The 24,750-nt window shown below is 42.0% G+C and carries 19 protein-coding genes; 8 read left to right on the plus strand and 11 right to left on the minus strand.

The window, feature by feature from the left end; genetic code table 11:
- Nucleotides 1–214 precede the first annotated feature (214 nt).
- Nucleotides 215–1,594 (minus strand): NarK family nitrate/nitrite MFS transporter, encoded by a 1,380-nt coding sequence (locus ACP7AE_RS04430; RefSeq protein WP_426241598.1) that lies wholly within the window; start codon nucleotides 1,592–1,594, stop codon nucleotides 215–217.
- A 401-nt stretch (nucleotides 1,595–1,995) separates the two neighbouring features.
- Here ACP7AE_RS04430 and ACP7AE_RS04435 point away from each other — a divergent pair, with 401 nt between their 5' ends.
- Both ACP7AE_RS04435 and narL read left to right on the plus strand, forming a co-directional pair.
- Nucleotides 1,996–4,029, plus strand: a complete 2,034-nt coding sequence (locus ACP7AE_RS04435; RefSeq protein WP_426241600.1) for a histidine kinase — start codon at nucleotides 1,996–1,998, stop codon at nucleotides 4,027–4,029.
- 82 nt (nucleotides 4,030–4,111) lie between these two features.
- Nucleotides 4,112–4,771 carry a two-component system response regulator NarL gene (narL, locus tag ACP7AE_RS04440; protein WP_045447151.1) on the plus strand — a complete coding sequence of 220 codons (660 nt, stop codon included), beginning with the start codon at nucleotides 4,112–4,114 and terminating at the stop codon, nucleotides 4,769–4,771.
- Nucleotides 4,772–4,965: 194 nt separating this feature from the next.
- Here the strand turns inward: narL and ACP7AE_RS04445 are convergent, their stop codons facing one another.
- Complete coding sequence (locus tag ACP7AE_RS04445) at nucleotides 4,966–6,444, minus strand: MFS transporter (RefSeq protein ID WP_045455078.1); 1,479 nt, start codon at nucleotides 6,442–6,444, stop codon at nucleotides 4,966–4,968.
- A 325-nt stretch (nucleotides 6,445–6,769) separates the two neighbouring features.
- Here ACP7AE_RS04445 and ACP7AE_RS04450 point away from each other — a divergent pair, with 325 nt between their 5' ends.
- Entirely contained in the window at nucleotides 6,770–7,171 is a 402-nt protein-coding gene (locus ACP7AE_RS04450) for a DUF1971 domain-containing protein (RefSeq protein ID WP_055125082.1), read from the plus strand.
- A gap of 78 nt (nucleotides 7,172–7,249) precedes the next feature.
- On the opposite strand, the gene ACP7AE_RS04455 is transcribed toward ACP7AE_RS04450, so the two are convergent.
- The gene (locus ACP7AE_RS04455) at nucleotides 7,250–8,377 is read right to left on the minus strand and encodes an alkene reductase (RefSeq protein ID WP_238035363.1); all 1,128 of its coding nucleotides are present in this window, start codon (nucleotides 8,375–8,377) and stop codon (nucleotides 7,250–7,252) included.
- A gap of 178 nt (nucleotides 8,378–8,555) precedes the next feature.
- Between ACP7AE_RS04455 and ACP7AE_RS04460 the strand changes: the two genes are divergently transcribed.
- Nucleotides 8,556–9,452 (plus strand): LysR family transcriptional regulator, encoded by an 897-nt coding sequence (locus tag ACP7AE_RS04460; RefSeq protein WP_426241602.1) that lies wholly within the window; start codon nucleotides 8,556–8,558, stop codon nucleotides 9,450–9,452.
- A 141-nt stretch (nucleotides 9,453–9,593) separates the two neighbouring features.
- Here ACP7AE_RS04460 and ACP7AE_RS04465 read toward each other — a convergent pair whose 3' ends face one another.
- Together ACP7AE_RS04465 and ACP7AE_RS04470 are read right to left on the minus strand one after the other, a co-directional pair.
- Nucleotides 9,594–11,528, minus strand: coding sequence for an oleate hydratase (locus ACP7AE_RS04465; protein ID WP_201540017.1), 1,935 nt, complete (start codon nucleotides 11,526–11,528; stop codon nucleotides 9,594–9,596).
- A gap of 205 nt (nucleotides 11,529–11,733) precedes the next feature.
- On the minus strand, nucleotides 11,734–12,210 hold the full coding sequence (locus ACP7AE_RS04470) for a hypothetical protein (protein WP_201540018.1): 477 nt from the start codon (nucleotides 12,208–12,210) through the stop codon (nucleotides 11,734–11,736).
- 631 nt (nucleotides 12,211–12,841) lie between these two features.
- Here ACP7AE_RS04470 and ACP7AE_RS04475 point away from each other — a divergent pair.
- Both ACP7AE_RS04475 and ACP7AE_RS04480 read left to right on the plus strand, forming a co-directional pair.
- Entirely contained in the window at nucleotides 12,842–15,199 is a 2,358-nt protein-coding gene (locus tag ACP7AE_RS04475) for an ATP-binding protein (protein WP_426241605.1), read from the plus strand.
- Nucleotides 15,200–15,232: 33 nt separating this feature from the next.
- Nucleotides 15,233–16,171 carry a response regulator gene (locus ACP7AE_RS04480; protein WP_426241607.1) on the plus strand — a complete coding sequence of 313 codons (939 nt, stop codon included), beginning with the start codon at nucleotides 15,233–15,235 and terminating at the stop codon, nucleotides 16,169–16,171.
- Between the two features lie 75 nt (nucleotides 16,172–16,246).
- On the opposite strand, the gene ACP7AE_RS04485 is transcribed toward ACP7AE_RS04480, so the two are convergent.
- The 4 genes from ACP7AE_RS04485 to ACP7AE_RS04500 form a co-directional block, all read right to left on the minus strand.
- A complete protein-coding gene (locus ACP7AE_RS04485; protein ID WP_426241609.1) occupies nucleotides 16,247–17,074 on the minus strand; it encodes a sulfite exporter TauE/SafE family protein in 828 nt (275 codons plus the stop codon).
- Nucleotides 17,075–17,162: 88 nt separating this feature from the next.
- Nucleotides 17,163–19,466, minus strand: a complete 2,304-nt coding sequence (locus ACP7AE_RS04490; protein WP_426241611.1) for a TonB-dependent receptor — start codon at nucleotides 19,464–19,466, stop codon at nucleotides 17,163–17,165.
- Nucleotides 19,467–19,921: 455 nt separating this feature from the next.
- A complete protein-coding gene (locus ACP7AE_RS04495; protein ID WP_426241613.1) occupies nucleotides 19,922–20,512 on the minus strand; it encodes a hypothetical protein in 591 nt (196 codons plus the stop codon).
- 476 nt (nucleotides 20,513–20,988) lie between these two features.
- Nucleotides 20,989–21,378 carry a hypothetical protein gene (locus tag ACP7AE_RS04500; RefSeq protein WP_426241615.1) on the minus strand — a complete coding sequence of 130 codons (390 nt, stop codon included), beginning with the start codon at nucleotides 21,376–21,378 and terminating at the stop codon, nucleotides 20,989–20,991.
- Between the two features lie 539 nt (nucleotides 21,379–21,917).
- On the opposite strand from ACP7AE_RS04500, the gene ACP7AE_RS04505 reads away from it, so the two are divergent.
- Complete coding sequence (locus ACP7AE_RS04505) at nucleotides 21,918–22,178, plus strand: hypothetical protein (protein ID WP_426241617.1); 261 nt, start codon at nucleotides 21,918–21,920, stop codon at nucleotides 22,176–22,178.
- Between the two features lie 136 nt (nucleotides 22,179–22,314).
- Here ACP7AE_RS04505 and ACP7AE_RS04510 read toward each other — a convergent pair whose 3' ends face one another.
- Entirely contained in the window at nucleotides 22,315–23,022 is a 708-nt protein-coding gene (locus tag ACP7AE_RS04510) for a hypothetical protein (protein ID WP_426241619.1), read from the minus strand.
- A gap of 213 nt (nucleotides 23,023–23,235) precedes the next feature.
- Here ACP7AE_RS04510 and ACP7AE_RS04515 point away from each other — a divergent pair, with 213 nt between their 5' ends.
- On the plus strand, nucleotides 23,236–23,352 hold the full coding sequence (locus tag ACP7AE_RS04515; RefSeq protein ID WP_426241621.1) for a cell filamentation protein Fic: 117 nt from the start codon (nucleotides 23,236–23,238) through the stop codon (nucleotides 23,350–23,352).
- Between the two features lie 236 nt (nucleotides 23,353–23,588).
- Here the strand turns inward: ACP7AE_RS04515 and rluF are convergent, their stop codons facing one another.
- Nucleotides 23,589–24,575, minus strand: a complete 987-nt coding sequence (gene rluF / locus ACP7AE_RS04520) for a 23S rRNA pseudouridine(2604) synthase RluF (protein ID WP_201554444.1) — start codon at nucleotides 24,573–24,575, stop codon at nucleotides 23,589–23,591.
- Between the last annotated feature and the right edge of the window lie 175 nt (nucleotides 24,576–24,750).

Below are 24,750 nucleotides of genomic sequence, written 5' to 3' on the forward strand. Positions count from 1 at the left end.
AACATGAGCAGAGCACTACCACCTTAGTAGTAGCGATAAATGATAAAATGTGCTTAAAAAATCGTTGAGTATTTATAAGTCGGGCTTATTTATAAGTAGAATATGGATTGGTAAAAATAAAAAAAGTGCTACTTACGCTGGCAAGTAGCACTATAAAGAGAGATGTTTTTAATTTGAAAATCTGTTTTCAAAGAATGATTTATAAAAGGCTACTTTAGCAAGGAATCTCAGCATTAGGGCGACTGTAATACCACCATGTCAACACAATACAGAGAACATAAAAAACAATTAAAGCGATAAAAGTACCATCAACACCCAGTCCTGAACCAAACATTTTTGGGACAAAGAATGCGCCATAGGCCGCTATCGCTGAGGTAAAGCCAACCACTGCTGCTGATTCTTTACGTATCTCGACAAACAATTCCTCTGTACCTGCTTTTTGAGGTTCAAGGCGTTCATGAAAGGTTCTGAAGATAACGGGAATCATGGTAAAGGTAGAGCCGTTACCGATACCCGTGGTGATAAACAGCACCATAAAGGAGATGAAGTATCCGACAAAGCTGCCCTCATGAGTCTCGCTAGGCAGGAAATACATCACCGCCAATACCGCCAATACCATCACGATGTAGTTCCAAAAAGTCACTTTTGCGCCACTGGTTTTATCAGATATCCAACCACCTAAGGGGCGAAATAGCGCACCAACTAAAGGACCCAAGAAGGCAAATTTAAGCGCATCAATGGCGGGAAATGAGTTTTTAATCAGCATCGGAAACGCGGCTGAAAAACCAATGAACGAGCCAAAGGTCGCCATATATAGGATACACATGATCCAGTTATGTTTGCGTTTAAAGATGACGGATTGGTCTTTAAAGGAAGCTTTAGCAGTGGCAATATCGTTCATGCCAAACCATGCCAGTGCTGAAAATAGCAGAATAAAGGGTACCCAAATAAAGCCTGCATTTTGTAGATAAAACAGCTGACCGCTTGCAGAGACTTGTGGGTCGCCGCCTAAGCTGCCAAAGGCTGCTACTAATATAATCATCGGTACAACGAACTGCATGACCGACACGCCAAGGTTACCCAAACCCGCGTTTAGCCCAAGCGCAGTGCCCTGTTCTGCTTTTGGAAAGAAGAACGAGATATTGGACATGGAGGAGGCAAAGTTACCACCACCGAAGCCACAAAGTAGGGCAATGATGGCAAATATCATAAATGGCGTATCAGGGTTCTGAACCGCAAAGCCCATCCATAATGCTGGAATTAACAGGGATAAGGTAGATATCGCTGTCCAACGTCGCCCACCAAAGATAGGCACCATAAAAGAATAAAAAATTCGCAGCGTTGCCCCTGATAGTCCGGGCAGCGCGGCGAGCCAAAACAACTGCCCATCATCAAAATCAAAACCAATCTCTGGCAGACGGACGATGACGGCACTCCATACCATCCATACTGCAAATGCCAATAGCAACGATGGAATGGATATCCATAAATTTCTACGAGCGACTTTTTTGCCGCCTCCTTCCCAAAATTCTTCTACTTCAGGTCGCCAGTCAGTGATGAGCTTACCACCTTTGAAGTTGTAATTATTGCCCATGTTATTCCTCACTTAGTATCAGCTATGCCTAGTTATGTTCAGTATTTTTTATCATCAAATGGCTGTCTAAACTTAAAGTAAACCGTAGCGCTTACTCCTGTTATTGTTGATGACAAAGAGCCGCCGTACTGGCTTATGAGCGCTATGAATCACTTGCTCTATCAAAAAATGATAACTCACGGTACTGTGTTATCACGGTGAGTAGTATTCATACATAGTGGTATACTGATGACTAAAAGGGGTATATTGCGGGTAGGTTTATCACTAAAATTTTGCTTGTCGATGGAATGATAAGTGCGCTGTAGTATTTTTTATGCTGTATGTTTTTTGCTTTTGCGACGTTCAATTTTAAGGTCTCAAATCTTTTGTGCAGAAAGTGTTTGATGGGAGCGCTATTAATCATGTCTAATCTACGACGGCAGTCTTTGTTCCTTCATACTTGGATTGCTATTACGATCATCGCTACTTTGTTTTTGATGTCAGCGATAGGCAGCGGTGCGCTCGCTTGGGTCGCAAAGTCTGATGCTGAGGCGATTAATACCGCAGGCTCGATACGCATGGCAACGTATCGCATTAGCTTTCAGCTAGCGACTGACTTTGCGGATAACCATCCCTTTAGCTCAAGCCTAAATATCAAACAAGATGGCTTAGATAGTGACAATGCGCCGCAGGTAGAAAAGCAAGACAGACTGGATTTCTCCAATAAAAGTGAGTCTGAAAAAATAGACATACTGGTTGAAGACATGGAGAGTCGTCTCAACAAATTACAAGCGTATCAACTGACCAGTGCCAACAGAGATAAGGCGATCAGTGAGCAATGGAGCCAGATAAAATCACAATGGTTTCGTGATTTAAAACCAGCATTGTTGGCACAAGACAAGCAAGGCTTTTATAGTAATTCAACCAAGTATATTGATGATGTTAATCGTTTTGTTGGCGTGTTACAGGATAGAAATGAGCAGCGTCAGACATGGCAGCAAAACCTACAAATACTATCATTGATACTGAGCATGATTATTATGCTGATAGGCGTACGGAGATTACAGAACTCAGTGCTAACGCCTATTCAACAACTCATTAAAGCCAATCGGGCGTTTAAAGAAGGCAAATATGATACGAGAGTGTCTATCAGCGGTTATAGAGAATTTGAAGCGCTTGGCAATTCTTTTAACGGTATGGCCAGTACCATTGAGAGGTATCAGCGCTCACTTGAGAGTGAGGTACAGACAAAGACCCAGCATCTGGTAAAAGCCAACCAAGCCTTATCATTGTTTTATGATTTCTCAAAGCAATTGACCAGTAGCCCTGTGAGCTTACATCGGCTTGATGAATTGATTACTGGCTTTGGGTGTATATTCCCATATTTAGATTTTACGCTGTGTATCCAAAGCAATATTCTAACCAATAAAAACTCTATAGCCCTGCACGATGATAGGATGAAGGAGCTATGTACCAAACTCACTTGTGATAGCTGTTCTATTAAAGAAGACGTTTATACCAAAACGTTTCCGATTATTCATCAAGATATAGAATTTGGTGAGCTAAAGGTCAGACCAAAATCTGTCTTAATGACCAATAAAGCTTATGCAGAAGATAAGAAAAAAAGCGAGGAAGATTCAACACGCATCAAAGTAGTAGAAGTGGATAGTAGTTATTTAATTGCTAAAAACAATGAGTTGATCGTTGTGCTGACCAATCTCGTCAGCACCGCCTTATCGCTACGCAGACAAAGGCAGCAAGACCATCAGCTTATTCTACTTGAAGAGCGCTCGACCATTGCTAGGGAGTTGCATGATTCTTTAGCACAGTCATTGTCTTATCTAAAAATACAAGTCAGCGTGCTCGAAAAACATCTGCAACTGTCTGCTGATAAAGACAGTGGGCTGGTGGTATTTGATGAGCAAAGTCAAATCAAGGTTGGGCAGCATATCGGTCAAATAAAAATGGGTCTGAACTCTGCTTATCATGAGCTGCGAGACTTATTGACGACTTTTCGCTTGACGATTGATAGCGGCAATTTTGATGAAGCTTTATATGAGGCGGCTGATGAGTTTGCTGTAAAAGGGCAGTTTGACATAAAGGTCAACAATCAAATCCTATCCTTGAATCTAACGGCAACCGAACAAGTACATCTCATTCAAATTATAAGGGAGGCACTGTCGAATATCAGTCGCCATGCCCATGCTAACAGCGTCACTATCGATTTGGTTTATGACGATGAAAGTAATTATGTAGCGATGATGGTCAATGATGACGGCATCGGCATATCAGGGACTGTCAATCAGACCCAGCATCATGGTCTAATGATTATGAAAGAGCGTGCCTATAAATTAGGCGGTGATTTGATCATCTCTAATAATGTACCCGCAGGTACCAGCGTCATCGTCAGGTTTGTACCCAGTTTCTTTACGGATTATATGGCTGAGCAAAACTAAGTGAATAGGCTTAGTAAACGCTCTTAACCACTGCATTACTGCATTGTATTTTTTGTACCATTTTTCAATTTGTGAGTATTTTATGACTACTAAAGTTTATACGTCTGCTTCTCCGGCTCGGCTACTATTGGTTGATGATCATCCTATGCTGCGCCGCGGTGTCGCAGAACTGCTCAGTCTCGAAAGTGATGTAACGGTCGTTGGTGAGGCGAATAACGGACAAGAAGCATTGGATTTTTTGGCAAACAATCCGGTCGATCTGGTCATTCTAGATCATAAAATGCCAGTGTTGACTGGTATCGAAACCTTAAGAGAAATCAAGGCCAGAAATATTGACGTGGCTACCTTGCTATTTACAGTTTCTGACAGCGGAGAAGACGTGCAAGAAGCGTTGAAATTAGGGGTGGACGGATATTTGCTAAAAGATATGGAGCCTGAGTTAATCATCGTCGATATTAGAAAAGTGTTGCGCGGTGAGCTGGTTATCAGTCCCAATTTGGCCTCAATCTTGGCACAAACATTACGTACACCAAGCATTGAAGATATCGCTGGCAATCTCACCACTAGAGAGTTGCAAGTGATTCAAATGATTGCGGAAGGCTTAAGTAATAAAATGATCGCCAACAAACTGGATATCGCAGAATCCACAGTAAAAGTGCATGTTAAGCATATTCTGAACAAAACTGGACTACGTACACGGGTAGAGGCAGCAGTATGGACCGTGAATCATTTATCAAAGTAGTCGTTTGTCAAAATGGTTATTTATCGAAGTAGTTGTTTTTTGAAAATGCTACTTTTTGAAAGCGTTACTTTTTATAAAAAAATCATGGGTCATCTGAATAACCCCTATTACATGTCTAGATAGTTCTCTATATCAGTCAAAAAGCCACCGAGCAGTGATGCTGGGTGGCTTTTTTATTTTATAAGGTAATCAAATTAGCCTTCTTCAGCGGCAATTTGACGATCGACCGAGGACATTTTGTATTCGTCACCAAAGGCATCTTCAGGCTCTTTTAACCAGAAGAAACAAAGTACCCAAGCGATAAATGCACCTATCGCAATGATAAAAAAGAACTGATTTGGTTCGACCAAGGTAAATATAAATAGATAGAACACAGCGCCCACGTTGCCATAAGCCCCCGCCATACCAGAAATTTGACCCGTTAAGCGCCGCTTGATTGAAGGGATAATACCAAAAGTTGCGCCTTCTGCCCCTTGCACAAAGACTGAGCATAGAATCGTAAAGACGACCGCGATAAACAATGGCCACTCTGCATTCAGCAATCCCATCAATCCAAAGCCGATACCGATACCGAACATGTATACCAACATCACCAAGCGACGATTGCCAACCTTGTCAGAGATATAGCCGCCAAGTGGTCGCGCCCATAAGTTAACAAAAGCAAAGGTCGATGCAACTAACCCTGCGACGGTAGGATCGAGCTTCCACGTTGCGGCAAAGAACATCGGTAGCATAGAGACGACCGCCAGCTCTGCGCCAAAGTTAGCAAAGTAGGTGACATTTAGGGCGGCAACAGAGGTAAAGGGGTATTTGTCATCCTCAGGAATACCCGCTTTAAGCATGGGTACGTTGACACTGATGGCTTTATAAATTTGGTAAATGACCACCACAGCGATGAGAGTATAAAACCCCCAAGCGCCTGTTTCACTCAGGAATCCCATGTTTTTAGTGCGATAAACCAATACACCCAATACGCCATATAAAGGAATAATAAATAGGCAATATAATAATAGATCCCTCCAACTTGATACCTCTAAAGCACCCGCCTTACGTGCTTTTTTATGGGTATCTTGTGTAGGACCATCGGTGATCAAAAACCAGTAGGCTACCCCGTAAGCGGCCATCAGTAAGCCAGATAATGCAATTGCCCAGCGCCAACCGTCATCACCACCAAAGAACTGTAGCGCAACCGTCGGAATAGTAATCGCTGCAGCAGCTGAACCAAAATTACCCCAGCCTGCATAAAATCCTTCGGCAAAGCCAATGTCTTTTGGCTTAAACCAAAGGGCAGTCATGTGAATGCCAACGACGAACCCTGCGCCCACGATAGACATAAATAGGCGAGCGACGAACAGCTGCATCGCGGAATCACCAAACGCGAAGAACCATGTCGGTATCGCCATGACGACCATCAGTATGGAAAACACGCGACGCGGACCGAAGCGATCCAATGCCATACCGACCACCACTCGCCCTGGAATGGTCAAAGCAACGTTGGCAATGAGAAATAATTTGATGTGTTCAGAAGTTAGATAGCTTTCGGCCTCTAGCATAGAAGTGGCTAGTGGTGCCATATTGAACCAGACATAAAAGGTCAGAAAAAAAGCAATCCACGTATAGTGGAGCGCTCTTATATCACGGCGTTCAACCTCAAGTAGCTCTTTTGCATGCATGACAAGTATTCTCCACCGTCGAACTGGATAGTTTAGATGGAGTTAATGTAGCAATAAGTAAGCTCGCTAACCATTAGGCGAAAGCAGTATGAATGTCATTTCACATACTACTTAATGGGGATTAAAAAGTGGCTTTAATATCCTATATATTGATGGTTAACTAAGATTATATGAGGATAGCAATACATTTGAAAATATGATGCGCTATAGTAATAAGAACCATTACTGTGCGTGTTTTTCTCGTTTATTCATAGAATTTTATTCTCAAGTACGCTGTTAATAAAAAGGATTGGGATACACCCATCAAATTAGCCAAGGAGTTACCATGAGTCATACTGTCGCCTCAAACCCCGTCATACCCAGCCATTGGAAAATAAAGCGTTCGACCCACTTTTTTACTAAAGATAAAGTCCCAAAAGCCTTGTTGACTCATCACAATACAGCAGAGGGCGTATACGGCCAAATTTGTGTCATGCAAGGCACGGTAACCTTTTATGGCTTTGCTGATGAAGCCGCCACTGAACCTGAAAAAACCATTGTTATTAAAGCAGGGCAGTTCGCGGTCAGTCCGCCTCAATATTGGCACCGCGTAGAATTAAGTGATGATGCCCAATTCAATATTAATTTTTGGACAGAAGCGGATACTGGTAATAAGTCGCTGTTCAATAGCTCAAAGATACACAGCAAGCCTATCGAAAAGTTGTTTGATCAGTCGGATGAATCATAAGGGCTATATATATGCATCAGCTATTAAAAATATCCTATTTATAAGCAAAAAAATAAGGCCACGAATGGCCTTATTGTATTAAGAGTTTTGATAGTAAGGATAATCATTATAGCCAATTTCGGTGCCACCATACATCGTGGTAGGATCTGCCTCGTTGAGTGGCCAATGATTGGCGATGCGCTCAGGTAAATCGGGATTAGCAATAAAAGGACGACCAAAAGCAAATAAATCACCATAACCTTTAGCTAGCATATGTACCGATTTTTCCGTCGTGTATTTACCCGCATAGATAATGCGTCCTGAAAACTCAGCTCTGACGGCCTGATAAAAAGTCTCTGGTAAATCAGGAGCATTGTCCCAGTCAGCTTCTGCAATAGATAAATAAGCGATGCCCGCTTGTTCAAGTACTTTAATCGCTTCAATATACGTATGATGTGGATCTGATTCCACTAGCCCTAAATATACGCGAGTCTCATCTGTGCTAGCAAACAGCGGTGCAAAACGTACGCCTAAACGATCAGCGCCAACCACTTCACTGACGGCAGCTACGATTTCTTTTAAGAAACGCAAGCGATTGGTCAATGAACCGCCATACTGATCATCACGTGTGTTGCTATGTTCAGAGATGAACTGATTCACCAAATAGCCATTGGCACAATGCAGCTCGACGCCATCAAAACCTGCCTCCAATGCATTGCGTGCGGCTGCCGCATACATAGCGACCAGTTCACTAACTTCATCAGTACTGAGTGCGCGTGGCTCACTAGGATCGGCTAACGCGCCTGCACCTGGTGCTGTTTCGATAAATACTTTTACATTGTCAGCAGTGATAGCTGATGGTGCAATTGGCTGAGCGCCTTGTGGTTGTAAGCTGGTATGCGACACGCGACCAACATGCCAAAGCTGAGCAAAAATGATACCACCTGCTGCGTGTACCGCTTGAGTGACCTTTTTCCAGCCTTCGATTTGGGCATGCGAATGTATGCCTGGCGTCCACGCATAACCTTGACCCCTTGGCTCAATTTGTGTGCCTTCAGTGACCATAAAACCTGCAGAGGCACGCTGTGTATAGTAGCTTGCCATTAATTCATTAGGAATATTGTCCGGTTGCGTGCTGCGAGAGCGTGTCAACGGTGGCATGACAATACGGTTTTTTAACGTATATGGTCCAAGTGTGACAGATGCAAATAATGGGCTGGTATCGATATTAGATGGTTCCATAAAACTCTCTTTTAAAACAAATGGACGGGGTTATTGTTTAAACCATTGAGCTTGTTTTGATGCTTTATTACTGCGTAAGTAAGGTTGGTAAGCATAGAGTTTTATAGATACAATTGGAAACAAGGTTTTGTTGTTTAAGATACAATTATTAATGGTATATGTTATGAATGGAATTAACCGACTCGATATCAAGCAGCTGAGAGTGCTACATGCGTTGCTTGATCTAAAAAATCTCTCACAAGTTGCGCGCAAAATGGGGCTGACACAACAGGCAATCAGCGAACAATTACGTAAGCTGCGTGATTTGTTTGATGATCGTTTGTTTATTCGTCAAGGCAATAGCATGGTGGCAACCCCCAAAGCGCTATCGATGCAGCAACCCATTAGTCGCATATTAGAGCAGTTAGAAGCACTGTTAGAGCCAGATGTGTTTTCGCCGCAGACTTATAAAGGCGTATTTACGATTAGCGCGACCGACTATGCGACGCAGGCATTATTACCGCAGTTGTTTCATATAACGCGCCGCGACGCGCCTGATTTGAAGTTAATCGTACGTGATTTTGCCTCAGACAATATCAATCAGCTTATTGCGGCAGGCGAGCTTGATCTGCTGATTACTTTCCCAGAATTTATTCCTGATAACTTGGCTTATGTGACGCTGCTTGAAGAACAACATTTCTGCATTACTGGTTGCAATAATAGTTTTACAACAGAGCCGCTGTCACTGGCGCAAATTGCCGCACACTCGCAGCTGGTGGTGTCACCTTCACGCGCTAACTTACGTGGTTCTCATGACCAGTGGTTTGCAGAAAAAGGTCTTAAACGAAACATTGTTATGTCCGTTCCTAGCTTTTCTGCGGTGCCAGATATCCTTTATACAACCGATATGATTGCATTTTATCCCTCGCGTTTATTACCAAACAGTCGGGTTAAAGAGCTCAAAGTGGAAGCCCTGCCACCCACATTTAAGGTGATAGCAGCATGGCACCCACGTACCAGTCACAGTGGTATACACCGTTGGCTGATTGAGCAATTACAGCAGTTGTCCAAGTCTGACTAGGGCATGACCTCATTTCTATCTGCATTTTTAAAATGAGGACATGCCCTAGAGCGTTATCGCTTTTATTTTTCGTCATTAGTTTTACTAAAGCCATTTTTATCAAAGCTGCTTTTATCAAAACTAACATTACTGATGCCAGAACTACTTATGCCAAATCCCTTTGATTGCCTCCCATTGCTGAGTAAATATTGAGTCATTGCCGTTGGTGGATTGATTGGCTTTTGGCAATATGTGCTCGTAATAAGTACCTTTAAGAAGCTTAGTTAATAGACCTTCGCCGATGAAACCTTTACCATCATTGAGTGTATTCGCGGCTTTCAATAATTGACGGATATCGTATTGTAATGGGTTTATATCGGGGACTTGTTTTTGCACATTTATTAGCTCATAAACTGCGACACGAGCAGTACGAACAGAGCTCTCCATGGTAAATACCACATCATTATGTGTCTCGACGAACTGACCGACTAGACCCATATTGACACAACCATCAGGGACTATCTCAGGACGATCGCCTTTAGCACGGGGCATAAACATCGAGGTGATGTAGGGCATATAAGCCGTTCTGACGATGGTATTGGCCATGATATTCTCTATATCATCGAGGATGCCAAGGTGATGACAGAGTTCGCTCAAGATCTCTTTGCCTGTACATTCTGGGATGGGTTTTTTGACATAATTGCCTTCTTTATCCATAAACAAGGCATATAGCCATACGACTAACGTGTCTTTTGGCTGATCAGGGAAATGCGGTTGACGGTTACAAGTAAAGCTCATCAACCAGTTTGAATCCGTAATGGTAATGATACCACCGGTCACTGTTTTACCCGTATAAGGATCGTTGACAGACAGAGTTTTGAGCTTATCAATAAAGGCAGACGGCTGGCAGGTCAACGTCGCCGACATCCAAGCAGATTTATCCACATGCTGATTAAATTTTTCTGGGTGACCAAAGACGGCAGATTGCTTAGCCAAATTATTCCATACTTTCCAACCAGACGATTGCCCCATGCTGTCTTTTGTGAAATCTAGCGTCGGCGCAGTATTATCATCACCATAGCGGGTATCTTCGGTCATGGAGCCAGTCGTCACGATAACGAAATCATTGCTACCCATAGGAATGGTGGTTTGCTCACTCGCTTTCTCCGTGATGATGGCTTTGACCTTTTTGGTGCCTGTTACTTTATCAGCATGCTCAAATTCAATGTCTAAATCGGTAACGAGCGTGTCATACTGAAATTGCACACCTTTATCTTTTAAATAATTTTGTAGTGGCTTAACAAAGCTATCAAATTGATTGTATCTTGGGAATACCAGTGCAGACATGTCGTTTAGACCGTCCAATGCGTGTAAAAATCGATGCGTATAAAGCTTAAACTCAAGTAAGCTGTGCCAGTTTTCAAAAGCAAACATGGTTCGCCAAAATGTCCAGAAGTTACTACTCAAAAAGCTGTCATCAAAATAATCTTCAATAGTGATATCGTCTAGCTCTTCCTTGGGTTTTAATAGCAAACGAATTAAAGCGAGTTGGTTGGTTTTACTCAATCCCAGTTGACTGAAGTCTTTTATCTCGCCTTGCTTATGGATCAGGCGTGCAATAGAGTAATTGGGATCGGTGTCATTTGCTATGCGATACTCATCCAAGGTGCTATAAGGCGCAGGCATTTCAAGAGCGGGGATATCTTGGAATAAATCCCAAAAGTTTTCGTAGGTGAAATCCATTTCACGACCGCCGCGCACCATATATCCCGTTTCAGGATTGCCGCTACCATCTAAGGAGCCACCTGCCACGTCAAGATGCTCTAAAATGGTAATGTTTTCAGCGGATACTTTGCCATCTCGGATGCAGTAATAAGCACTGGCCAAACCTGCAATACCGCCCCCAACAATATAAACCTTACTGTCCTGATAAGCGTCAGTGGGCGTCCCAATATTGCGCTGATAATTACCAATTTGATCAGGGAAGGGTAAGCGCTTGCCTGGTATGTTTGCTACACGAGTTTTACTGGCATCAGGCTGATGGATAAATGTGTCGTGGTCTACCGGATTATTGATTTGAGTCTTTATAATTTTCATAGGTTCATCCTTATTTAGTAAGACTGATATAAAAGGTTATTTGACTAAAATGAAGGGTTTATAGACATACTATAGGGTGTTTTTATTAAACAATAATGACATCGATCGAAAGTAATATAAGTACTTATTTGCCAAATTATGCGTTATCCATTGGCTAATGGCTGACTATTTATGATGGTTGCTAACCACAATAAATTCTATGCAATTACGTAGGCGCTGTTTCATACGCTCCAGCAACGGCGCAACCTTGATAGCTTTTATTATCATAAGTCAACGTCACCGTAAATTCATTTTGATAGCCATTATCATCGGTACAAATCTGGCTATTTATATTCATAATAATAGGTTTGCCGCTAACGGTACTCACGTATTCCACACCTTCGGCATAGGTCGAACGAGAGACAACGATGGTCGTTGGTTTCAAAAAATCTGCTTCAATGCTAAGTTGGTTACCATCAATTACTGTGCGCCAACTTTTTTCTGTATTACCAAAAGCGGTGAATGCTGATAACGGTTCTTCGGCGCTGGACTTCTCCATGCTTAGCTGTTCGTCAGCGTTCTCTTTTGTCGTGTTGGTAATGATAGCTGTTGATTCTTTTGCCGTGGTTGGTGGATGACTACTACAAGCCATTAGTGAAAGACTGCTTGCTAAGCACAAAGTACTAAAAAACAAAGAGCGCATCGCTTTTCCTTTAATATTTAAAAGAGAAAGACTTTGTGAGCGCCTTTCTTTAGGGTTAGTTGAATAACGGTATGAGCGAGTTATATCAAGCTCTGAGTGTACAACAGACAGGCATTGCAATCAGTGATAAGTGACGGTGATCCGCGACATTATATAAAATACAAACACGCCCTCTATATTAGTATTATTAATATAACATATGTATAAAATTTCACAGTACAGAACAATATAAACTTGGCAGACTCTATAATCATAGAGATATTGATGACATAAATAGAAAAATTAGAGACTGACTTGCATATGAAGAAGCCACTTAAAAAAATAAGTGGCTTTTTTGTACCTTGCAATGGCTGATAGTACAGCTATGCGCTCAATAAGCTGCATGATGTTATTGATGATAAAAAGAGAGCAGCGCTAAATGAGTACAAGGTTGTATCTATCAACGGCAAGCTAATAGTTGTTAATTAAAAGGTACTGGTCAACAGATAAGAAAACAAAACTTTTGTCATCATATTGTCATGATGGCATCGTATCCTTGAGCGCACTATAAATGGTGGTTGCGTATCACTGATGTCTTTATTTATTAAGTGATGCATTGATGATGGTAGATGCATCAATATAAGGTTTCTCTATGAGTGTTGCTGGTCGGCTTGGTAGTATTTCCACACGCATGCTGATTATTTTAGCATTGGCTTTTTTACTAATTATCCTGATGGTGTATTGGGTTATTGAGACTCAAGCTAAGCCTCGTATATTGGAGATGACTTCAGAGACAGTGGTTGAAACGGGTAACGAAGCCATTAATAGTATTATGGCGAATATCAGCCATGTCGACGGACTGGCAAAGGCAACCAGTGCGATGGCGGGCGGCTTGCCAAAAGAAGACCGCCTTTATAGAGAAACTTTTGGTAATCTTATGCAACAAACCGATCAACGGATTGTGGGCGGTGGCGTGTGGTTTGATCCAAATATGTACGCTCAAAACCGAGAGCGGCAGTCGTTTGTGTGGGCGCGGGATGACGCAGGCAGCATGCAGCCGTTAGAGCAGTATAATCAAGTGCGTCAAACGCCGAGTCCCTATTATCGAGAGTGGTGGTACATTCCTGCGATGTACGCACGCCATGACCACTGTGTTTGGAGTCGTGCGTATGTCGATCCGCAAAGCAATCAGCCGATGATGACGTGTGCCAAGGCATTGTATGACAGTCGCAATCAGGCTTTTGATGGAGTAGTGAGTTTTAATCTGCTATTAGATAACCTCGATGACGCCATGAAAAAGTGGCAAGATAAGCTGAGTGGTTATGTCTTTTTGGTAGACTTGGACAATCGATTTTTGACCTTTCCTGATCAATCTATGGTCACGCAAGCGACTGAAGATAATCCCCAAGGCGAGATGGTAACCGCGCATCAATTGGCCGAGAAACATTCAAGCTTTGCCCCTATTGCGGACAGCCTAGATAGCATTAATCAAACACTCATCGATGAGGCAGTTGCCAGAGATGAAAGTCGTTATACGCTCGCGGCACGTAGTATTTTGAGTACGACCAATTTGGATAAAATCAGCGAACAAGAATCCAAGTTGCTGTCAGCATTGCTGCTATTGAATATTGACCAAACGTTTAATCTGGTAGACACTCACTTGATTGAGACCATCGCTGTGCCCAATGACTTTGTGTTGCAGCAGTCCGCCACCGCCTTTGTGTTTCGCATGCCATTTACCTATTGGAAGATGGTCATCGTCAAGCCCAATAATGACATGATGAGCGTGGCAAATGCGTTGTCGAACCAGCTGATTCAAACCATGCTACTGGGTTTTATTCCTATCCTGTTGTTGACCGCGTGGGTGTTCCGTCGCTACTTTACGCGACCGCTAAAATATATGGCACTAGCAGTGGCTGATATGGGCGCATTAATTGAGCAAAAAAAATATCAACAATTAAGCGCCCTTAAACTGCCACACTCAAATGTCAGCGAGATTCAAATCATCAGCGAGCAGACCAATCAACTGATTGACCGCGTCATCGAAAATGAAGGCGCACTTGCCGAAATCAATGTTCATCTAGAAAAACAAGTCGCCGCCCGTACGCAAGACTTGCAGCAAGCCATGGATGAGTTAAAAGCCTCACAAGTGCATCTGGTGCGCTCCGAAAAAATGGCGACATTAGGTCAAATGGTGGCGGGCGTGGCGCATGAGGTCAACACACCGCTGGGCTATGTGCGTAGTAATATGGAGTTGGTCGGTGATAATCTCGTGCGTTTTGATGAATTGCTACAGCATACCGATCAATTATTGCAGGCGTTAAAAGCGCCAACTATCAATCAAGAGCAAGTCAAGATACTGATAGAAGAGACTTTACAATGCTGTGAAGAGATTAAAGAAGATGAAGTCAGTGAAGATTTGGCAGATTTAATCAAAGATGGACTGTATGGCGTCGACCAAATTGCTGAACTGGTCGTCAGCTTACGCGACTTTTCTCGACTAGACGAATCCAAAGTAAAAGATATCGATATCAATGATTGCATCAATACCTCATTGATTATGGCTCGCAATAATTTAAAAACCTTAGACGTCAATACCAATCTAGCCGAGCTGCCGCTCATTCAGTGTAATCCTTCACAAATTAACCAAGTATTACTAAACCTATTTAATAATGCCGCGCAAGCCATGCCGCCAGATCATAAAGGGACATTGCAAGTCAGCTCGTCTGTCGATGAGGCGCAGCAATATATCGTGGTACGCATTATAGATAATGGTGTCGGTATCGCAGAGCATATTTTAACGCATATCTTTGAGCCGTTTTTTACCACCAAAAAAGCAGGCGATGGCACAGGGTTAGGATTGGCCATTACGGCACAAATCATCGAACAACATGGTGGACGCATTGAGGTTAGCTCAATCGTTGGCGCGGGCACGACGTTTACCCTCATGCTACCGATACAGTCTATCGTTCATGAAAAGAAACCTGCGCAAGTCTTATTTGAAAGTTGAGAGACTTCCAACCATTTATTTAAAGAGAGCGTCATGCAAAAACCAAAAATCGCTTTTATCGATGATGAGCCGCGTATCTTGCGCAGCTTAAAAATGCATTTTCGCCAGTCACATGATGTATTTATTACTACCGATGCCACTGAGCTAATGGAATATGTTAGCCGGAATGAAGTACAAGTGGTCATCAGCGACCAACGCATGCCAGATAAGCAAGGTACAGAAGTATTGAGTGACATCAAAGCAGCTTCACCAAATACTATTCGTATCTTGTTAACTGGTTATGCGGATCTGAATGCCGTGATGGATTCTGTGAATGAGGGCGAAATTTATCGCTATATCACTAAGCCATGGCAAAATGATGAACTTAAAAAAATCGTTAATAAAGCCACAGAAATTGCTCAGCAAACGCAAGAAATCACACAAAACACTATGAAAAATGATGCAACTCAAAACCGTGTTAATAGTGGCACGGTTAGCAATCGCCATATATTGGTACTAGACGATGATGAGAGTGTCTATCAACAAATAAAAAGTCATTTTAAGAGCGCTTATACCGTGAGCTGGGCGAGTAACCTTGAACAGGCCGCAAAGTTATTACAAAAAAAACGCTTTGGTGTCACGATTACAGATTCGACGCTCAATAAAGAAAATATTACGCCCATCGTTTATGCCTTAAAAAATATCCAGCCAGATCTGATGGTTCTGATGTTGACTGAATTCAAAGATGCTCATATGGTCATTGATTTAATTAACAAGGGTCAGGTATATCGCTGTCTACCACGTCCGACTAACTTTTCTATCATGAGTATCAGTCTTGATCGGGCTTTTGATCATCACGAAAGATTGGTGCAGCAGCCGATACTGGCAGCTCGTCATCATGTTGAAGAGGTGCCGGAGTCAGAAGCTTTTAACTTTTCTGAAAGGCTAAAAGGTTTCTTTGCTAAATTCAGGGATTGGCGCATTAGTAGGTAAAAAAATAGGGCACGCTAAAAATGCCCTATCCATAATTTAAAATATCATTGCCTCCTATGTACATGAGAGACGTTTTTATTGCTCGTGATTCATTTGCTCGTGATTCATTTGCTCGTGATTCATTTGCTCGTGATTCATTTGCTCGTGATTCATTTGCTCGTGATTCATTTGCTCGTGATTCATTTGCTCGTGATTCATTTGCTCATGATTCATTTGCCCGTGTCCACCATGCATATTGGCCATGACCATCGGCACCGCTATGACGGCTAAGCCAGATAGCATCATGATTGCGCCATTCACTTGCCTTAGGCGCAAACGCCCGATTTGATTGCGCATCCAGTTGACCGTTTCGTGCGTGGCGACGAGCATGGGTACGGTTCCTAGACCAAAGACAAACATTAATACGGCACCTGTGAGCGGGTCATGACCGACGACCGCAATAAGTAATGCGCCATAAACGAGACCACAGGGTAAAAATCCCCATAATAAACCTGCCGTCAATGCTCGAGGAAAGGTGTTTAAGGGGAATACTTTCTGCCGAAGAGGTGATAGAGCTTGCCAAAAATGCATACCAAGACGTTCAAGCTTGTTCAAAAAAGGCAACCCTAGCATGGTTAATCCTACAAATACCAAAACCAACCCTAGTAGAATGCGAGGTGTGCTATTGCCAACCATTAAAGGGGTCAATACCGTAGTGCCAATCACTCCAGCAATTAAGCCCAATAGGGCATAACTGAGTAAGCGCCCCAAATGGTAAGTCGCAATGAGGCCGCGTTTTTTTGCTAGACTGGTTTCTTTCATCGATAGTCCGAATGCGGTGACGATACCGCCACACATACCTAAGCAATGCGGCGAACCAAAAAATCCCATTAAGAATGCTGCAATTAATAGTGCTATAGTCATGAAGGTGCTTCCTAAGATATAAAATAAATAAAATCCGTTGAAGGTTTAATCGTTATGTTAGTCAGTTAATGACCTATCTTAACGACACCTAGAACTTATAGTTGACACCCACATATAATGATCGTCCCGCGCCAGGAACGGCAGTACCCCAGTTAGAACTGTTGCCTATTTCGCCATTCATCGACATGGTTTTGCCTTGTCCCATGTATGCGCCCCCTAGAGGTAGGGCATAGTTTTTATCGAATACGTTATCGATACCAGCCTCAATTGCTACCTCTTTAAACTGATAGCCTGTACTGAGATTTAAGAGACCATAACCCGCCGTTTTAATTTCGTTACGAGGGGTTGAGATATCATTTTTAGCCGCGACACCCACCACTTCAATTTGGTTTGTCCAACCATTATTTTCCCGATTCAGGGCAACACTGCCATTGAATGGCATGATGTTATATAAGTCTGAGCCGCTGTCTTTATTTTCCCCTTTGGTATAGCTTAAGGAGCCTACCATATTCCAGTACCCCCAAGCATTTGCTGCCAGCTGCCGATTGGCTGAGATATCTATGCCATATATCTCAGCATCTTGGTTGGTATAGCGCAGCACATTATATTGATTCGTTGTTTGAGTGCTAGCTGCTGTGTTTGCCATGGGGTTCCACTGTACGGCATCGACATAGTCATCAATTTTTGAATAGTAAGGCGTGGCTTTAACGCCCCAGCTATCATCAGCACCGCGCCAGTCTAAGGTGGCAGATAGGGTATTGGATTTTTCTGGGTTTAGATTAGGATCACCAAAATAGCCATTACCGTCACCAACGGTATTATTCATGATGGCCGCCATTTTCCAAGTGGACCAGGTATAGCGTTCATATAAGCTTGGCGTGCGCTCTTTGTGCGATAGACCTAAGGCTAGATTTTTTTGTGAATCAATGTCGTAGCGTGCGAGTGCAGTAATATCAAAGTTGTTATCGGTGGTTCGGCGGTTACTGGCATTAAAGTTAGCGCTATCTCGCAGCTGATTGGTCATATTATTTTGACCATCGATTTGATAGCCATGTACTTCATCAGCACTGGTACGTACGTTTTCATAGCGAGCGCCAAGCTGGGTGCTCCAGTCAGGCGAGATGTCTTTTTCCCATTCGCCATAGATACCGATACGCTGACGCTGACCATTGTTGATATTTTGAAAGTCGTTTGGTGACATCATACCGTCGCCAGATGCCGCCCACGTGTCATCGAGCGTGTAGTCTTGATATTCAGCACCTATATTGAGCGTGCCTTGATTGGTCAAATCAATAATACCTTTAAGATTGGCACCGATGGTCTCGCTACTGGTGTACATCGGCATACCTTTGGCATTACCATATAAGAACTGTTTGTCTTCCCCAAAGTTCATATAGTGATCGACATCTTCATGATAGGCCTGTGCTTCTAGCTGCCCCCAATTTAACTCGCTTTTGTAGCGCAAATTAATGCGGTCAAGCTGATTGTCGAGCATGTCCATCCGCTGATTTGGATATAACTCTTTTGGGACGTTTTGCCACAAATAAGTGCCTTGTAGCAGATGATTGCCGTTCTTATAAGCCACATCTACTGACTGGTTTTTGCTTTCATAGGCGGTTGAACCAACTTCGTCTTTCGCTAACGTTTTACCAGCGTTCCCTGTCTCTGTATAAGATTTAAAATCACCACCAGCTTTATAATTATCCGCCTGCGCAAAGCTGCCTTTATAGGTGAGGCTAAGCTGCTCGTTTGCCGCTGTGGTAGATAAATTGGCACCATAAGCGTCACCATTACTACGATAAAATGTGCCAATTTCACCTGAAGTTAATATGTCGCTATCCGTTGAAAACATAGGCTCTGCTGTTTCGACGACGATGGTGCCGCCAATACTATTACCACCGACACTCACAGGCGTCACACCTGCATAGACAGTGGTCTTTTCTATAGCGCTTGGCACAATATAAGACAAGGGTGAGTTCATACTGTTTGGACAGGAGGCGATTGAGGCAACGCCATCCACTAAGATACGCAGACGGTTGTCCGCCAAGCCTCTTATTACGGGCAAGTTTGAGATGCCACCGGCACTTTGGACATTTAGACCGGGTATTTTTGTCAGTATAGTGGCCGTATCACTGCTTGCCACTTGTTTGCTGCTAATAAATTTTTGATCAAGGGTGGCGGCTGTCCCAAGTGCATTGGTACTAGAGCGCTTATCCGCTGCTGTCGCATAAACGACGATTTCTGGCAATTGAATATGTGGCTCATCATCAGTAGTAGGCATGTGCGCCTTTACGGTTGTGGAATCCGCATAAGCGCTACTGATATGCAATAAAGACAAGGCTAAAACACTTAGTTTTAAAATAGGTACAGCGTTTATTGACGAAGATAACATCTTACTTTCCTAGAAATTCGCAAAAATATTTTATGAAATCGGTTATTCAGTTTTTACCAAGAGGCAATGTCAGCTAAGCCACTTATGGACTTAGACTAGGTGTTTACTGAATATTTTCCGATATAAATAGATAGCATTTTGAGCACAATATTATGAGCACAGTTTTGAGCGCAATGTTTTAGGCAAACGCATACAAGTGCCTCAATCAGAGCGTCAAATGAGCGCGTTGATTGAGAGCATTTTCACTAATGCTCTAGGGCGTGTCCTCAATTCAATCGATTACTTTCGAAATGGGCTAAAAATGGCTAAATTTTGCCAAACATCATCAAATAGCTTATTAATATCTCGATATTATTTGCGCTACTTTCCTTGTTTGACAGCAATTTATCTCATGTTTATCACCATTTTTAAAATGAGGACACGGCCTAAAAATATTGGACTATAAATGTAGATAGTTATGTGAGTGTAACTGGAGGAGCGCGTGCGAGGGGTCGTAAAAAATTACTAGGAGAGTAGGTATGTGAGCGATACAAAAACGTAACTGAGACAGTAGACAGCTCAATCAAAGCCGAGTCAGTATGTGTAAAAGCGACTGGCAATAGTGCCGCAGACATGGCAGTGCAAAGGTCACAGCCAGTGTATTTTACGGTATCAGGGTTAGATTCAGAGCTTTCAACCTTATCTTTGCTATACAAAGCTTCCTGTGAAGGTGCGGCGTCCACCGTTATAACTGGCTCAACGGTCGCAGGTGATGCTAAAGATAAGGATGCATGATGATGAAGTAAATGACGAGCGGCACTATCAATGGGTATGTTGTGATTCGTTTGCGCAATATCAGTCTGTATTTGCTCATACTGCTTAGCTGCCGATACAATCGGTGCAAGCTCTGCACAGATACCATGACCTAAGTGGGCATTATCATCCCATAGAGGTGTGAGCAACAGCGTGATGTGCATGATCCAAGCAAAACATGCGACCAACATGCCGAACCACATCGTTACCGGTGATGAATATCGTAAAACAAGCTTACGGCGCTTAGTAGACATGATAGGGTCATCGTATTACCAGCATGCTGATGATGCATAGGTAACATTTATAAGTAAGGAGGTGTGCTAACTTGAAACGTCAGTTTAAAGCATTTTAGAAAGAATACTTAACAAAATAGACATTATCATTAACAATGCCATTCTAAGACAAGGGGTATGCTCTTTACAAGTCTTGTATAGAGATATATCGGGCATTGTAGAGAAATCGGTCATAGCGTCGTCATATTTGCCCAGCCTGCTATTTGCCGTACTTTAATTTGTCGTACTATCCTTTGCTGTACCTATTCATCTTGTACTGAGAAGACTATATGACTGAAGTAGCTATACGATAACCAAGCAAATGGGAAATAGCTAATAAGACCCAGCGGAAAAGATAGGCTAATGTAATGCGGAGTGCGATTTTTTGTTTTACGCGACCAATATTGATGGTGGTAAAGACTTAAAAATAGTGAGATTTTTCGGTAAAAAAGAGCAATTTAACAACTATTGCTCTCTATATTGTTTTTCTCGATAATATCGATTTTTCTCTCTAATTCTATGATCTGTAACTTACAGCTCTTATAGTGATCTTCTTGATTGCTCTCTATGTCCTTAAGGGTTCTTTGATAGATACGGTTGTACAGTGAGGTTAGGGCTTTTTTAATTGCTTTGATTTCTCTCGAGGATAAATCCATTTGCTTATCAAAATCAGGTGCTTTTATTTTTGCACATAGCTCAAAAAGTGTGAGATTAAAATCTTGATAGTATTGCTGCACTGAGTTTTCTTTTGATTGATCGCTATATTGGATGTTTTTTTTCATCAGAATGAGCAAAGCACTATCAATCAAGTTTTTTTCATAATCTGTCAAACATAAGTAATGGTTCATTACATCGATTCTCAGTTATTTCAAAATTGCTATTCAGAAGGCCATCAGTTGGCTACTTTAAAAAAATCCACATGCCAAAGACCCTTGCAGAATACTTATCTAGCCTACTTGGTTTGGTATTTACTCTTTAAAAGTCTTTATTGTGATGCGGCATATCGTCAATGGCTTTGAATAATCAACGCATTTTATAGGGTGAAAATGAAAGTATCGTGACAACGTCTACACTTTACAAAAAATATGCCAAAGCCAGTCATCCTAATCTATATATAAGATATCTTTTCATTCGCTATTACTTGCCCGTCTAGAAAAGCGCCAATATGACGCTTATAGCGTACCACTTAAGAAACCTTCCCTCATTAAGGTTACCTTTCTTCAATCTTCATAAATCTACTTAACGTTTGAATCATTTATCATTCTCGTTGTCGATAGAGCAGATTTTTATCATGATGCTTTTTATCACGTGAATGCTTTACTCGATATTGAGTAAGGCAGTTTCAACCACAACTCATAACTAATATGACTTTATACGAGAAAAAATAATGAAAAAAATAATGATAAGTTCAATTTTAGCCATTACTGCTTGCTTCACAATGGTTAGCCAAGCAAGTGCTGCGCCGCAAATTGCTAAACATCATGTTGTTAAAGTGAAGCATCAAAAGGTCAATGCAAAGTTTGATAATAAACATCAGCATGTTAAAAAAAAGGCAGTAGTGTCAAAGCATCAATCAAAAAAACCAGCGGCTCATCTCAAAGCAAAAAGCAAATATCAAGCTAAGCATACTCATGGACATCGTTCTTAATCGTTCAGCTTACTGATATAAAAATAGCGCCCATATTAGGCGCTATTTTTTTGTTTCGTTGTTATGTAATAAAAGCTATGTGACGAAAGCTATGTAATAAGGCTATATGATAAAGGGCATGTCACCAAGATAATAGCTACTGACTGTTTAAAGTAACCGTCTTAGTACTACCATTACTACTAGGCTGACTCAGTGTCACTTTGCTTGCTAAGATATCGCCTTTGGCATTGATCTTGTAGCATTCTGATGAAGTGCCTGCAGGGTCAAAGCTGAGTAATAGATTGCTTGAGGTTTCTATACAGAACCATGCGGTATTATTCGTATCACGCGACAAAGACCAGTCTTGGTTATAAGTCCCTATCTTGTTACGCATGCTGCTATCGGCATAGACATTTTCCGTCAGTAGCTTACTAGAAGCGCCCACCGTCGCCATTTTAGGAATGGTGGTCGTCTGGTTAGATAGTGAGTATTTACCTGTACCGTCTGTAAAACCATGGAATATCAGTGGATTCAGGGTGAAGTAATTGATAGCGACTGATTGATTGGTGATTTGATTATTCATCTTATTGATGGTGTTTATTTCGGTACCTTGTACAGACTTATTATTAAATACCATACTGCCTTTAGGCGTCACTTGAATCTCTGCTGACACGCTTTGACTGCCGACAACCGCAACTAATTTATCACTGCGTTGTTTGGTATAGATGTTGAGCATGGCAGTCTCAACAGGGTATTGAGTGACGATACCATTGACATTATTGTTTTGACCCGTATTCCCTGTCATTCCACCAGCACAAGCGCTTAAACCTAGTCCTGCTGCAATACATAAACTTAGTGTCTTCATTATTTTGTCCTCAACTTTTAAATGTATGATTCGATATCTACTATAATCGAATTTTTAAATAATGACATCTGCTAACTGTCTTAGACTTTGCTATTTTTAGTCCGCCCATACCAACGGTACTTCGTGAAATTAACGATAGATTACTGAGAGAGTACTGGTAAAAAGCGATGATAGTCGCCAACGATTTTATAGTATGGCAGCGCCGCAGGAGTTATGACCAAATGTTCTATCGATACCGCATTAAGAGAGATTAATGACTTAATAGAGCAGGGGATGCCGCAAAAATATGAGGCTTCGGGGCGTAGTACGAGTTATGAGTTGGCTTTATAATAAAAATTATTTGGTTGAGAAAATCTGCAGGCAACAAAAAAGCCAGACAACTGAAATTGTCTGGCTTTTTATGCAATATTTCTTATCAAGTGTCCTAATTAGTTAACCATTAACCATTAACCATTAACCATTAACCATTAACCATTAACCATTAACCATTAACCATTAACCATTAACCATTAACCATTAACCATTAACCATTAACCATTAACCATCAATCTATGGTCGCGATACTGCTACCGCTTAGAACTTCGACCTTTTGCAGGGCGCTTACCATTTGTAGCAGGTTTGCCATTGCCCACAGCCTTCTTACCATTACCAAAAGGACGTCTATCTTTGCCTTTAGAACCCGCTGGTTTTCTAGCATCATCCTTGGCGTGTTTTTTATTGCCCTTTGCTGCCCCCGCTGATTTCGAAGACGTTTTTGTCTTTGATGAATCATCAGTACGAGCATTTTTTCGTGGCGCATTACGAGATTTCTTGCCCGGATTACTGGCATCTGAAGAAGAACCTTCTATGGACTTAAGTAAAACAGACAACTCTTTTTCGGTTAAATCTCGCCAATCTCCAACGGGAGTACCTTTAAGACTGACATTCATAATCCGCGTACGCTCAAGCTTCACCACTTCATAGCCAAAATGCTCACACATACGACGAATTTGACGGTTTAAACCCTGCACTAGCGTGATGTTAAACACCGTGGGTGCCACCTTAGTAACTGGGCATTTCTTGGTCATCTTCCCAAGCATTGGCACGCCACCAGCTAAACCTTCAATAAAACTATCTGTTATCGGCTTGTTCACCGTCACCAAATATTCTTTCTCGTGGTTATTACCAGCACGAAGTACCTTATTAACCAGATCACCATTACTGGTCAAAAAGATTAAACCTTGAGAGTCTTTATCCAAACGTCCAATCGGAAAAATACGTGTACTATGTCGAACGAAATCAACGATATTATCTTTTTCTGAAGCTTCTGTAGTGCTCACAATACCCACGGGTTTATTCAAGACAATAAACACAAAATCATCCGCCTCTCGCGGCTCAATGAGTTGCCCGTTGACTTTTACCGTATCTCCAGCAACCACTTGATCGCCTACTTGAGCGCGCTTACCATTGATGTATACATTACCTTGTTCAACAAAGCGGTCAGCGTCTCGCCTGGAGCAAATACCGCTTTCGCTGATGTATTTATTTAAACGAGTTGAGGAAGCGTTAAACATAAAGCACCGTTTTACCTGATAAGCAGCATTTTTTTACTAAGAAAAAAGCCTAAATTAAAGGGGTTATCAACAAAGAGATGGTTCACATTATATAGGAAATTCAATATCCATTTTGGGAGAGAAGGGCAAAACCTTAGAAATATATCCAGTATCGTATTTGCGCCTATTAAAATCA

This window comes from Psychrobacter sp. TWP2-1-2, assembly GCF_049896785.1.
Classification (GTDB): domain Bacteria; phylum Pseudomonadota; class Gammaproteobacteria; order Pseudomonadales; family Moraxellaceae; genus Psychrobacter.